Raw genomic sequence first — 13,534 nt, forward strand, 5'->3', positions numbered from 1 at the left:
GACTTTGGAAAGGGTAGATGTATGCCGAACCCATTTTTAAGAACAAAAACCTATAGTGAACTGGAGAAGGCTGTCAAGGATGGCAGAGGGCCTCTTGCAGTAACCGGAACCGTGGATACTGTTAAGGCGCAGATTCTTGTTTCACTTAAGGGCACTGTGGGTAATGCTGAAAAAAGTGAAGACGGAAAACCCCGCAAAAGCTGGAAGCTTCTGGTTGTCAGGGACGAGCAGAAGGGCAAGCAGTTTGTTAAGGATATACATGCTTTTTCCGGGGATGCCTGGTATTATCCCGCAAAGGACTTTTTGTTTTATCAGGCGGATACTCAGGGAAATCTTATAACGAGACAGCGTGTAGAGGTGCTTAAGCATCTTATGGAGGATGAATCCGGTGTTGTTGTTTCGTCAATTGACGCACTGATGGATAAGGTGCTGAAAAGAGAAGAATTCACAGAATCGGTTCTCGGCATCCGGCCCGGTATGATCGTGGAGATGGAGGCATTATCCCAAAAGCTCACTGAGCTCGGTTATGAAAGAATGGCTGAAGTTGAGTCCATGGGAGAGTTTTCCGTGCGGGGCGGTATAGTCGATATATATCCTTTTACAGCGGAGAATCCTGTACGAATCGAGTTCTGGGATACCGAAGTTGACAATATCCGTTCCTTTGATGCGGAAAGTCAGAGGTCTATAGAGAATCTTCAGGAGGTGGAGATATATCCGGCTTCCGATAGGGCCTCCGGAGGAAAGAACAAAAAAGAGAGGGAAGTCAGCCTTCTTGATTATTTTGACAAAGATACCCTGATCTTCGTGGATGAACCGGATCGCCTTAAAGAACGGGGACAGATGGTGGAAACTGAGTTCAGGGAAAGCTTTGAAGCGAGACTCAGGGAGATCGAGAGCCATGCGAAGCTTGCGGCAGTCCTTGAAGAAAACGGCATGGGGCTTCAGGATGAAAGGGATCCCGACAAGCTGATCTATGGAATAAACGAAATCATGGAGAGGCTTTCCGGGCCCGGAACAGTGGCCTTCAGTACTCTGGGAAACAATCTTACAGAATTTAAGACTGTAGAGGAATTCCGGTTTGAAACCAGTGAAGTCACACCGTATAAATCAGGTTTTGATCTTCTGATAAAGGATCTTAAGCGCTGGCAGAAGGAAAAGTATGAGATAGTTCTCCTCAGTCCTTCAAGAACCAGAGCATCGAGACTTGCCCAGGATTTAAGGGACTACGAGCTCAGGGCTTACTGTCCGGATGTTTCTGTGGATAGTGTTTCCGGAGGAAGATCTTCTTCCGTAAACGGATCAGGTAACATAAATGATGAAGGAGCGAATGCTTCGGACGCAGCGAGAAGTGGCAGAAAGCATAATTCTGAAGGCACAGCAGGTTCACTTACAACTGCGAGAAATGAAGAAACCCGCGGAGCCATACAGGTAAAGTTCGGAGTTCTCAACAGCGGCTATCAGTTCCCTGCGGAGAAGTTTGTACTGCTTACGGAAGGTGACATGTTCGGTAATGCCGAGATGGCGCGCAAAAAACGTAAACAGAAAAAGTTTGACGGTCAGAAGATTTCAAAGCTCAGCGAACTGTCCGTTGGGGATTATGTGGTTCATGAGTCTCACGGAATAGGTATCTACCGGGGCATCGAGCGTATAAAATCCGAAGGCATTACCAAGGACTATATAAAGGTTGAGTACGGGGATGGGGGAAATCTTTATCTCCCGGCAACAAAGCTTGAGGGTATACAGAAGTATGCGAGTCAGGATGTGGGGAAAGCTCCGAAGCTTAATAAGCTGAACAGCACAGACTGGCAGAAAACAAGAAAAAGAGTCCAGCATGCTGTAAAGGAGATCGCAAAGGATCTTGTGAAGCTTTATGCTGCAAGGCAGAACACGGCAGGTTACAAGTTCGGAAGTGATACGGTCTGGCAGAAGGAATTTGAGGAAATGTTTCCTTATGTTGAGACTGTGGACCAGGAGCTTGCCATCGATGCCACAAAGCAGGATATGGAAAGCCATAAGATCATGGACAGACTCATCTGCGGCGACGTGGGTTACGGAAAGACAGAGATAGCCCTGAGGGCAGCTTTTAAGGCGGTGCAGGATTCAAAGCAGGTGGCGTATCTCGTGCCAACCACTATCCTTGCACAGCAGATCTACAACACCTTTGTGGAGAGAATGAAGGGCTTCCCGGTAAACATTGCCCTGCTTTGCAGATTCCGAACACCACAGCAGATCAAAAAATCCATAGAGGATGTGAAGGCCGGCCGTGTGGACATCGTGGTGGGGACCCACAGGCTTTTGAGCAAAGACGTAAAGTTCAAGGATCTGGGTCTCCTTATCATCGATGAGGAGCAGAGATTCGGGGTTACTCATAAAGAGAAGATCAAGAATCTGAAACAGGAGGTGGATGTACTTACACTTACAGCAACTCCTATCCCCAGAACTCTCCATATGTCTCTTGCGGGCATCAGAGATATGTCGGTTCTGGAGGAACCGCCTATGGATCGCCGACCTATCCAGACTTATGTTATGGAGTACAATGATGAGCTGATCCGTGAGGCCATAAACCGTGAGCTCGCGAGAAACGGTCAGGTTTACTATGTCTATAACAGGGTAAACAATATTGCCGACATTGCCACTCATGTTCAGAAACTTTGTCCTGACGCGAAGGTGGCATATGCCCACGGTCAGATGACTGAAAACCAGCTTGAAGACATTATGCTGCAGTTTATAAACGGGGAAGTGGATGTTCTGGTTTCCACCACCATTATCGAAACGGGCCTTGATATCCCCAATGCAAATACCCTGATAATTCAGGATGCAGAGCGCATGGGCCTTTCACAGCTATACCAGCTGAGAGGGCGCGTGGGAAGATCCAGCCGCACGGCATATGCATTTCTTATGTACCGGCGCGGCAAAATGCTTACAGAGGAGTCGGAGAAGAGACTCAAAGCCATTAAGGAGTTCACTCAGCTCGGTTCCGGCATACGTATAGCCATGAGAGACCTGGAAATACGTGGAGCAGGTAATGTTTTGGGCGCAGAGCAGCACGGTCATATGGAGGCTGTGGGTTACGATCTTTACTGTAAGCTTCTGAACACTGCGGTAAAGGCGGAAAAGGGAGAAGTAACTGAGACAGCGGAATTTGATACTCAGATAAACTGCGAGATCGATGCATTTATCCCGGATTCCTACATTTCCAATGAGGCTCAGAAGCTGGATGCCTATAAGAGGATTTCTTCAATAATGAATGAAGAAGATCACAGTGATATCCAGGACGAGCTTATGGACCGTTTCGGTGAGCTTCCAAAGGAGTGTGAGAATCTTCTGGAGATTGCCAAGCTGAGAGCCCTCGGTCACCAGTGCTATGCCACCGAGATCGATATCAGGAAGGGAATGTTTAAGATCCTTCTGGATGCGAAGGCAGATGTCAATGTTGACGCCATTCCTCAGGTGATTCAGGAAAATCACGGACAGCTCAGATTTTCCGGAGGAGCTGCTCCGGGCTTTGTATTCCGGCAGAGCACGAGAGAGAAAACCTGGACAATTAATGAGACCATGGATCACTTGGAAAAAACACTTATTCGTTTAAAAAAGAATACTTAGAACAAAAATAGCAAAAATGCCTAAAAACCGCGTAATAAAGCGGTTGTTGGTTGACACGGGTGCTTTATAAAAGTATAATTTCTAAGGTAAAACAAAGTATAAGATCCATTTGGGCCTGTCAGGACAGGAAAACAAACCGAATGGGATTACGGAGGAAAAGAACATGAATAGAGTTGAATTAGTAGCAGAAGTTGCTAAGAAGGCTGATCTTTCAAAGAAGGATGCAGAGGCTGCAGTAAAGAGCGTATTTGATGCAATCGCAGACGCACTTGCTGATGGAGACAAGGTACAGCTTATCGGCTTCGGTACATTCGATGTTGCTGAGAGAGCTGCTCGCGAGGGAAGAAATCCCAGAACAGGTGAGACAATGAAGATCGAGGCTTCAAAGGCACCTAGATTTAAGGCTGGTAAGGCTCTTAAGGACAAGATTAACTAATCACTCAAAGCGTGTAAGTTCTTTGGGATAAAGATTAATAAGAAACTTAAGTATGAGAGAGGATGGCTGTCTTGCAGCCATCCTCTTACTGAATTCTATCCACCGGGGACGGTTCTCGCCGGAACCGTCCCCCGGTGGATTTCTTTTAAGCATTAAAAAACAGGAAAGTTATGAGATTAGACAAGTATCTTAAGGTTTCGAGACTTATTAAGAGACGTACGGTTGCCAATGAGGCCTGTGATGCCGGACGTGTAAGCATTAATGACAAGGTGGCAAAGGCCGGCACGGAAGTAAAGGTGGGGGATGTGATCGAGATCTCCTTCGGAACAAAATCCGTAAAGGTAAAGGTGACTACGATCCAGGAAACTGTCCATAAGGAAGATTCAAAGGATATGTATGAATATCTGTAAGGTGTCTCAGATTGATATTTAAAGGGTTTGTTATTATAATGTTGGCAGAGGGATATGCAATATGAAAAACAGACATAAGAGTAAAAATTCATTTTCAAATCGTCTGGCAATTATAGGAATCACTATAGTTGTGCTGTTTATCGCGTTTGCCATGCATGTCAGGAGTGTCACCCTGAAGGAGCAGGACAGAGAGTATCAGCTTCAGGAGGAGAGCCTGCAGGCAGACATAGATGCCCAGAAACAGCTTTCAGAGGAGCTTGAGCAGAAAAAGATATACGTGAAGACAAAAGAGTTTACCATGGAGAAGGCCAGGGAGATTTTCGGGCTGAAAATGCCGGATGAGATAATCATCAAGCCGGACAGCAATTAAGATTAGTTATACGATTGTTTTTTGATAGGGGTCGGCCGATGCCGTCCCCTATTATTCTGCTCGAAAAATAGCCAATTAGACCTGCAACTATGTGAAGAATATCTAGGATTAATAAACAGCGATAATGGATGTTAAGAAATATCTGATTCTGAATGACTCATATTCTCGAAAACAAAAATATGAGTCAAAGAACGCTGCTGTTGTAAATGACTCATATTCTCGAAAACAAAAATATGAGTCAAGGAACGCTGCTGTTGTAAATGACTCATATTCTCGAAAACGAAAATATGAGTCAAAGAACGCTGCTGTTGTAAATGACTCATATTCTCGAAAACGAAATATGAGTCAAAGAACGCTACTGATGTAAATGACTCATATTCTCGAAAACAAAATATGAGTCAAAGAACGCTACTGATGTAAATGACTCATATTCTCGAAAACAAAAATATGAGTCAAGGAACGCTGCTGTTGTAAATGACTCATATTCTCGAAAACGAAAATATGAGTCAAAGAACGCTGCTGTTGTAAATGACTCATATTCTCGAAAACGAAATATGAGTCAAAGAACGCTGCTGTTGTAGGTGACTCATATTCTCGAAAACGAAAATATGAGTCAAGGAAGAATACTATTCTAAATGACTCATATTTCTGAAAATGAATTATAGATCAAGGAGAGTAATCCATCGGGGGCGTTTCTTGCCTGCAGGAACCGATACCTGGTGGTTTTTGTACGGATGCCCGACCGCTCCGGTCCTGGACTTATCTGCGGCTGATTTGTTGCAAAAATATGAAAAAATATTTAATTAAAAGGCGGTTTATTGTTATAATAAATGGTGTATGTGGCAATGAAAAATGATAAAATTACTTTGGAGATTAAGAATTATATTCTGAGGAACCGGCTGATTGAAAAGGGCGACTGCGTTCTGGTGGGGCTTTCGGGGGGACCGGATTCGGTTTTCCTTCTGGAGGTTTTGAACGGGTTCCGTAAGTCTATGGATTTCAGACTCTTCGCTGTTCATGTGCATCATGGTATAAGGGGAGAGGAAGCCGACAGGGATGAGAGATTCTCACAGGAGCTTTGCAGGGAAAGAGATATCCCTTTCAAAGTGGTACATGTGGATGCACCAAAGTATGCAAAGGAAAAGGGACTGAGTCTTGAAGAGGCTGCCCGGATTCTCAGATATGAGGCTTTTGAAGCTGAGAGAAAAAACCTTGAAGATGGTTACGGAAGTAAAGCTGAGAGAAAGAACCCTGAAGATGGTTCTGGATGTGGAGCCGGAAGAAAGAACCTTGAAGATGGTTACGGAAGTAAAGCTGAGAGAAAGAACCTTGGAGATGGTTCTGGATGTGGAGCCGTGAGAAAAAACCTTGAAGATGGTTCTGGATGTGGAGCCGGAAGCTGCAGGATCGCAGTGGCGCATCATATGGATGATCAGGCAGAAACGGTTCTTCACAATCTTGTCAGAGGTTCCGGTATAAAGGGACTTTCCGGTATGGAGGCAAGGAGAGGCGTTATCATTCGCCCGCTGCTTTCCGTAAAAAGGGAATATATACTGAGGAAGCTTCAGGATGAAGGAATTCCATATGTGATGGATTCCACGAATCTTGAAACGCAGTATACCAGAAACCGTATAAGGACTTCAGTTCTTCCGGAGCTGAAGGAAATAAATCCGGAAGCGGCTTCTCACATTGCAAAAACTGCCGATATACTGAGGGAAGCTGATGATTTCTTCAGGAAAATGGCTTCGGATTATGTTGACCGGTTTCAGGAAATCACATCAGATTCCGGAGCTGCCGACAGGTTTCAGAAAATTACACCAGAGTCCGGAGATGTTGACCAGGTTCAGGAAACCACATCAGATTCCGGAGATGTGGACAGGTTTCAGGAAACCACATCCGATTTCGGCGATGGCATCCGGGAGATTTCCATTCCTGTGGAGGAGCTTAAAACCTATCCTGAGCTTGTGAGACAGTATGTCATGATGGAGCTTGTGAGACGCACAGGCACTCCGCTTAAGGACTGGAGTACAGTTCATTTCAGGGATATGGATAAACTGATCCACGGAAAAGGTGGGGCTCACCTGGATCTGCCATACAGGATGAGCGCAGATTATAGAAAAAAACATTTGATCCTAAGGATCAATCAGGAGATTTTGAGTATTAAAAGGAGAAAGAATAATGGCTGAACACGTAAGAGTTCTGATTCCGGAGGATGAGATCCAGAATAAGATCATTGAGGTAGCAGATAAGATCTCAGAGGCTTATAAGGGACAATCACTGCACCTTATCTGCATACTTAAGGGTGGCGCAATGTTTATGTGCGAGCTTGCAAAGAGGATTCATGATGTAAACATTTCCTTTGACTTTATGTCTGTATCAAGCTATGGATCCGGAACCACTACAAGCGGTATCGTAAAGATCGTTAAGGATCTGGATGAGCCTCTGGAGGGCAAGAATGTTCTTATTGTGGAGGACATTATCGATACAGGACATACACTTAATCATTTAAGCAAGCTCCTTATGAGCCGTGGGCCACAGTCAATTGAGATCTGCACACTGCTCAACAAGCCATCACGTCGTGAGAAGGAAGTTCCGGTTAAGTATTCCTGCTTTGAGATTCCGGATGAGTTTGTGGTAGGTTACGGACTTGATTATGATCAGAAATATCGTAATCTTCCATATATCGGTGTGGTAGAGTTCGATTGATAAGGTAGAACCGGCATGGTGGGCTGAGACATTAGAATCCACTAAGTTTTAGTATAAAGGGAAGAGTATAGAAAACTTCATGGCTATGAGTAAGATCAACTGGGATGCGCTCTATACGGCGGGATCTGAGGACTATCGATCTCCGGCAGAGCAGGGACCCGGTGATACCGTAAAAATACGGTTTAGAACTAAACATAGTGATGTGGATGCGGTATATATATATTTCCACGAGATTGATACCGAGTATAAGATGCATCTTATATTCAGTGACGAGTATTTCGATTATTATGAGTATCAGATCGTTGTTGGAAATATTACAATGAGCTACAGTTTCTTCATTCAGAAAGAAGAGGAAAAGCTGCACTACAATCGGATGGGAGTGTGTGAGGATATGAATCCTCAGATGGCTTTTCATCTTATGCCCGGATTTAAGGTTCCGGACTGGGTGAAGGGCGCCGTCATGTACCAGATATTTATCGACAGGTTCTATGACGGAGACAAATCCAACAATGTAGTCGATAATGAGTACCTCTATCTGGGAAGAGCCGTAAAAGGCATTAAGAACTGGGAAACTCCTGTGGAACCCTTTGATGTACACAGATTTTACGGAGGGGATATCCAGGGTGTACTGGAAAAGCTGGATTATATCCAGTATCTGGGAGTTCAGGTTATTTATTTTAATCCTTTGTTTGTATCACCGTCCAATCATAAATATGACATACAGGATTATGATCATATTGATCCACATATCGGAAAGATAGTAAGAGACGGCGGATCGGTGATCGAGGACTGGGAGACTGATAATGCCCGTGCCACAAAGTATTCTGTACGTACCACCAACATTGAAAACCTGAGAGCCAGCGATGCGTTGTTCCTGAAATTTGTCAATGCATGTCATGAGAGGGGCATGCGCGTAATCATTGACGGAGTATTTAATCATTGCGGTTCCTATAACAAGTGGATGAATAAATCCAATTTCTACAATTACAAGGATAAGTCCAATGACTACCGGGCGGGTGCATATCAGCTGAAGGACAGTCCATTCCACAACTATTTTGCGTTTGATGATAACAGTGATGAGGCCTGGCCCAAGAACAATACTTATGAGAAGTGGTGGGGCAATGACACATTGCCGAAACTTAATTATGAGGGTTCCCGGGAGCTTGAAGAGAAGATACTTCAGGTTGGCAGAAAGTGGGTAAGCGCGCCTTATAAGGTGGATGGCTGGAGACTGGATGTTGCGGCCGACCTTGGACATACCGGTGATTACAACCATCTGTTCTGGAAGAAATTCAGAATGGTGGTTAAGGAGGCAAATCCTGATGCCGTTATCCTTGCGGAGCATTACGGAGATCCTTTCTGGTGGCTTCAGGGAGATGAATGGGACACCATCATGAATTATGATGCATTTATGGAGCCTATAACCTGGTTCCTCACCGGAATGGAGAAGCATTCAGACTCTAAGGAAGATCGGCTTAGAGGTGATGGAAAGCAGTTTTTTGCAGCCATGTCTTATCATATGTCGAGGATGCCGGAGTCTTCGATTCTTTGCTCCATGAATCAGCTTTCAAATCATGATCACAGCAGGTTCATGACCAGGACAAAAATGGAGGTGGGCCGTATAGGCACCAGGGGCTCCGCAGAAGCTGATACGGGTGTAAATTGTGCATTATACAGACTTGCGGCTATGATGCAAATGACCTGGCCCGGTGCTCCCACATTATATTATGGCGATGAAGCCGGTATGACAGGCTGGACGGAGCCGGATTCCAGACGTCCTTATCCATGGGGGCATGAGGATTTTGAGCTTATAGAATACCATCATTATCTGGCGGGTGTTCATAAAAGATATCAGGTGTTCAAGTACGGAGCACTGATGAAGCTCATGGCCGGACATAATTATGTGGTATATGCGAGAGTTTATAAGCATGAGGTTGTTATCGTGGTTATCTACTGCGGTGAAGATGAATTTACGCTGCAGATTCCTGCATGGCGCACGGGAATCAAGGACTACAACCGAATTGACAGAGTACTTCTGACTCAGGAAGACAGGTATAATGCCGGACAGTTAAGCAGGTTTGCTGAGGATGGCATGTTTGAGTGTGAGTGTAGTGCTTACACCGGAAAGATTTACTATTGCAATTTGTCCTCTAGGAGGAAGTGACGCAAGAGCCGGCGGGCATCCCGCCGGTTTTTGTATTTAAATTTATTTCAGAAAGTGCTTGACTTTAATTCGTTTAATGGGTATATTATACGAGTCGCTTGAAACGAGCGAAACACCTTTGCGGGTGTAGTTCAATGGTAGAATGTCAGCCTTCCAAGCTGAACATGTGGGTTCGATTCCCATCACCCGCTTCCCTGCCCAGATAGCTCAGTTGGTAGAGCAGAGGACTGAAAATCCTCGTGTCACTGGTTCGATTCCGGTTCTGGGCATTTGGAAACAATATATGCGCGAGTAGTAGAGTGGTACTACGTCGCCTTGCCAAGGCGAAGATCGCGGGTTCGATCCCCGTCTCGCGCTCTCTAAAAAACCCGAAGGTTAAGCCTTCGGGTTTTTTGCATATTTAGGTTGAAAATGGTAATATGGATATAAGGAGACGCATAATAATTTAGTGTAATAGATTCACGGTTATTATGTATTTAGATATGTGCAAATTGATTACCAAGAGAATTAAAAATCGTAATATACACATTGCTGATATTAAGGAAGACTATATCGACAATATTATCAGTAGTGCTGATTTGTGTGACCAAATAAATAGGATTATTTTGTTTGGATCAGCTGCTGAAGATAGATGTACAGAACAATCTGACATAGATATAGCCGTTTTTGGCAGTCAAACAAAATCCAGAATGTATGCATCGAAAGGGTATAAGGCTTTTATTCAGGCTGTGGTTTCCTACGGTGGAGCTCAAGATTATGATATCCTATACTTTGATGACAGGAAGACATATTCCGGAGGAATAATGAGCGATATTCAGAAGGGTGAGGTATTATACTCAAGAGGGTGACATTATGGATTTGAGCATGGGGCTGATTAGGGCGGATGTCCTAATGGCTAAACAAGGAATTGAGCTTTATAAAGAAAGAAAAATAAAGTAGTAACAGCACCTCAAAGGAGATATATCCTTTGGGGTGCTTTGGTATAGAAGCACTATTAGAAATAATACTGTTAATTGTCACATGGTCTAATGGTAAGATAGAAGAAGGTGTAATAACTTACGACATTCGGAGGAGGCAAATGAAAAACTATATTACAAGAAAACTTATGGGGATAAGTATAGTCAGTAAAGGCAGATTTTTGTGCCTTCTGTTTTTGTTGTGCCTGCTGTCGGCCTGCAAAGGAAAATCCTCCGGGAATGAAAAGAATGGTAATGTTGCAGGTACAGCGACTGTTGTGTTTGAAACTGATTCGGAAGACAAATCTAGCTTTACCCTGATGGTCTATATGATCGGCTCAGATCTTGAATCCCAGGGAGGGTCCGCTACCGCTGATATTAAGGAGATGCTCGCGGCACAGAAGTCCGAGAACCTCAATATCGTCCTGCAGACAGGTGGTGCAACTGCCTGGGAGAGCGAACTGACAGGTACGGACAATGCCTGCAGGCGATTTGTGGTTAAAGGAGAAAAGACGGAGCTTCTGGAGGATCTCGGGATCGTAAATATGTCCGAGCCCGCTTCGCTCACGGACTTTATCAACTTTGCTGCAGAGAAGTATCCTGCGGACCGCTGTGGTCTGATCTTGTGGGATCATGGCGCAGGCACCCTCATGGGATATGGCATGGACGAGAACTTCGAGGATGTTATGCTGGAGATCGGAGAACTTAAGCAGGCGATTTCCGACAGCGGTAAGCATTTTTATTTTATAGGCTTTGATGCTTGTCTGATGAGTACTGTGGAGGTTGCTGCTGCTTTGGAAGAGTGCGCTGATTATCTGGTGGCTTCCGAGGAAACGGAGCCTTCCGGAGGGTGGGCCTATACACCATTTCTGTCACAGCTGGCTGCCCGTCCCGGTATCGATATGAATGAGCTTGCTCCACGTATCGTTGATGATTTCGTGAATGATCCTACGTCGACAAAGTACGATAACAATACCCTGGCAGTTCTGGATTTGTCGAAAGTTTCCGCTGTGCGCGGTGCCGTGCAGGTATTTTTGGAGACGGTTCGGGAATACCTTCCGGAAAGTTATGATCTGTTGTCTCTTTGCAGAAGCCGGGTCCGCAGTTTCGGCGGCGGCATGTATGAGCAGGTGGATCTCATGGATCTGCTGGCAGAGCTTCCCCGGTGTCTCACCGACCCGGGATTAGGAGGAGATAATTCCCGGGACCTTTCCGGAATTCTGACTGCTGCAGATGCGCTGAAGGCTGCACTATCAGATATGATCGTCTATACCAAAAGCGTGGATGACCGTTCAGGTGGTATGGCTCTGTATTTCCCGTATTTGCTGCCGGACCGTTATGAGTCAGTGGCCGGGATAATGCAGGATGTGGGATATGATAAAAGCTACTTTGATTTCTTTGATGGGTTTTTAAGTTATGTGGTGGCGGAACAGGAAAGAGCGGATATACAGCCTGTGGCGCCCGGTGTAAAAACCGCTCCCTGGTATCATCCCGAGGAGACAAAGCTGAAGGAAGACACTTATATTGATCCATCCACATTGGTGGTTAAGGAACTGCAATCCATGAATAACCTGAATCCTGACGGTAGTATCGACCATGTCGACAGCACCATGGGCATTGACTTAAAAGATGAGCAGTGGAAGTTGATCGATCAGGTGGAAAATGTGATCTATGTGGATACGGAAAGCTACGGAAGGCTGGAGCTTGGGTGCCGCAACCTGGAGCATTTCATCAACGGAGATCCATACTATGGCTTTGACGGGAAATGGATGTCACTGGAGAACCTGATAGTTCCGTACTATGAGGCGTTTTATACATTGAACGAGGATGAGGAATCCTATAGTTATGGCTTCATTCCGGCGGAGCTTGAGGGCAGAGACATAAGCATAGTTGTATGGTTCAGCGTCGTTGGTGTAGACAGGGGGGTATATGCCCCTGAAGTTATCGGATACCGAAGGGAGCCGGTCATGTCTTTTGCGCGTCGCAGCTCAGTGATCGACATTTCGGCCGGACTCATGCCTCCGGACAAGGGTGTCCATTCGTTTAAGGATGGCGATGAGATCCGCCTCTATGCCTATGATGAGAATGGAAGCAAAGTCTATCCTTTTGATCTTCCCATCATTTACCATGAAAATGAAGGGCTCATCGTTAGAGATGAAAGGCCGGTGGAAACCTTTGCGGGTGGACGTTTCGATTCCATGTTCCAGAAGATCGCCCTCAGGGATATTTTCAACAATACTTATCTTTGCGAAGGCGTGGATATCAACTATGACTGGCAGGAGGAGCTGCCAAAGGCAGAGGTTAACAGTCCCGGTTACGGACCCGGGCCGGATGCATGGGACGGTGCAACGGAACGCTTTAAACTATCCCGGGATTATGACGTGACGCTCCGCTATCCTTCGGCTCTTTTTGAGGAAAAGGAGAATTGGGAGTGGGGTGATCCGGATCTCATCAGCCGGGATGGCAAAGTGAGCATATATCTGGAGACATTTGACAGACCTGAGGATTACGAGACTGCAGAAGAGAATTTTACGCATTGGGCTTCACAGCAGAATGATGTGGAATACTTTATTGTAAAAGACGAAACCGGAGAGTACGGAATTTCGGCGCCACATGATTTCAGTCTGGAAAGCTACAATCTGGCGAATGGCATGTTGGGACGGCGTTACCTTTATCATGACAGAGAAGGCCGATGGTACTGCGGACAGCTTGCCGGAAGCACCCGCATGCGGGGCGGCATGTATGGCTTCTCCATGGAAGTGTTTGCCGAAGAAGATCCGGACGAAGAACTTATGAATGCGATCTTTTATATCGGGAACTCGCTGGAGATAGCATACTGAACATCTCGTAGATTGATTTCTGATATGATTTGACCAATTTAAGCGAACA

The 13,534-nt window shown here is 45.4% G+C and carries 9 protein-coding genes and 3 tRNA genes; all 12 read left to right on the forward strand.

Going from position 1 to position 13,534, the window contains the following annotated elements:
• The first annotated feature begins 21 nt into the window (after nt 1-21).
• The 12 genes from mfd (at nt 22) to T357_RS18900 (ending at nt 13,485) form a co-directional block, all read left to right on the forward strand.
• Entirely contained in the window at nt 22-3,603 is a 3,582-nt protein-coding gene (gene mfd / locus T357_RS0101520; RefSeq protein WP_044915861.1) for a transcription-repair coupling factor, read from the forward strand.
• A gap of 145 nt (nt 3,604-3,748) precedes the next feature.
• Nucleotides 3,749-4,039 carry an HU family DNA-binding protein gene (locus tag T357_RS0101525; RefSeq protein WP_255342790.1) on the forward strand — a complete coding sequence of 97 codons (291 nt, stop codon included), beginning with the start codon at nt 3,749-3,751 and terminating at the stop codon, nt 4,037-4,039.
• Nucleotides 4,040-4,209: 170 nt separating this feature from the next.
• Nucleotides 4,210-4,449 (forward strand): RNA-binding S4 domain-containing protein, encoded by a 240-nt coding sequence (locus T357_RS0101535; RefSeq protein ID WP_031547956.1) that lies wholly within the window; start codon nt 4,210-4,212, stop codon nt 4,447-4,449.
• 61 nt (nt 4,450-4,510) lie between these two features.
• Nucleotides 4,511-4,819: a septum formation initiator family protein gene (locus tag T357_RS0101540; RefSeq protein WP_031547958.1), complete on the forward strand. Its 309-nt coding sequence runs from the start codon at nt 4,511-4,513 to the stop codon at nt 4,817-4,819.
• Between the two features lie 845 nt (nt 4,820-5,664).
• On the forward strand, nt 5,665-7,005 hold the full coding sequence (locus T357_RS18895; RefSeq protein ID WP_197027288.1) for a tRNA lysidine(34) synthetase: 1,341 nt from the start codon (nt 5,665-5,667) through the stop codon (nt 7,003-7,005).
• Complete coding sequence (gene hpt / locus T357_RS0101550) at nt 6,998-7,525, forward strand: hypoxanthine phosphoribosyltransferase (RefSeq protein ID WP_031547962.1); 528 nt, start codon at nt 6,998-7,000, stop codon at nt 7,523-7,525. Before T357_RS18895 ends, hpt begins: the two co-directional genes overlap by 8 nt.
• A 79-nt stretch (nt 7,526-7,604) precedes the next feature.
• A complete protein-coding gene (locus tag T357_RS0101555; RefSeq protein ID WP_031547964.1) occupies nt 7,605-9,689 on the forward strand; it encodes a glycoside hydrolase family 13 protein in 2,085 nt (694 codons plus the stop codon).
• A 120-nt stretch (nt 9,690-9,809) separates the two neighbouring features.
• Nucleotides 9,810-9,880, forward strand: a tRNA-Gly gene (locus tag T357_RS0101560).
• A 5-nt stretch (nt 9,881-9,885) separates the two neighbouring features.
• A tRNA-Phe gene (locus tag T357_RS0101565) sits at nt 9,886-9,958 on the forward strand.
• 16 nt (nt 9,959-9,974) lie between these two features.
• Nucleotides 9,975-10,046, forward strand: a tRNA-Gly gene (locus tag T357_RS0101570).
• 134 nt (nt 10,047-10,180) lie between these two features.
• The gene (locus T357_RS0101575; RefSeq protein ID WP_242840041.1) at nt 10,181-10,537 is read left to right on the forward strand and encodes a nucleotidyltransferase domain-containing protein; all 357 of its coding nucleotides are present in this window, start codon (nt 10,181-10,183) and stop codon (nt 10,535-10,537) included.
• A gap of 230 nt (nt 10,538-10,767) precedes the next feature.
• A complete protein-coding gene (locus tag T357_RS18900) occupies nt 10,768-13,485 on the forward strand; it encodes a clostripain-related cysteine peptidase (protein ID WP_044915865.1) in 2,718 nt (905 codons plus the stop codon).
• Nucleotides 13,486-13,534 lie beyond the last annotated feature (49 nt).

Origin of the sequence: Oribacterium sp. FC2011 (genome assembly GCF_000701645.1) — a bacterium.
Taxonomy (GTDB): Bacteria; Bacillota; Clostridia; order Lachnospirales; family Lachnospiraceae; genus Oribacterium.

Excerpts from the sequence above, each read along its gene's own strand:
- mfd (WP_044915861.1), top strand. The coding sequence starts at position 22 with ATGCCGAACCCATTTTTAAGAACAAAAACCTATAGTGAACTGGAGAAG.
- T357_RS0101535 (WP_031547956.1), top strand. The coding sequence starts at position 4,210 with ATGAGATTAGACAAGTATCTTAAGGTTTCGAGACTTATTAAGAGACGT.
- T357_RS0101540 (WP_031547958.1), top strand. The coding sequence starts at position 4,511 with ATGAAAAACAGACATAAGAGTAAAAATTCATTTTCAAATCGTCTGGCA.
- T357_RS18895 (WP_197027288.1), top strand. The coding sequence starts at position 5,665 with ATGAAAAATGATAAAATTACTTTGGAGATTAAGAATTATATTCTGAGG.
- hpt (WP_031547962.1), top strand. The coding sequence starts at position 6,998 with ATGGCTGAACACGTAAGAGTTCTGATTCCGGAGGATGAGATCCAGAAT.
- T357_RS0101555 (WP_031547964.1), top strand. The coding sequence starts at position 7,605 with ATGGCTATGAGTAAGATCAACTGGGATGCGCTCTATACGGCGGGATCT.
- T357_RS18900 (WP_044915865.1), top strand. The coding sequence starts at position 10,768 with ATGAAAAACTATATTACAAGAAAACTTATGGGGATAAGTATAGTCAGT.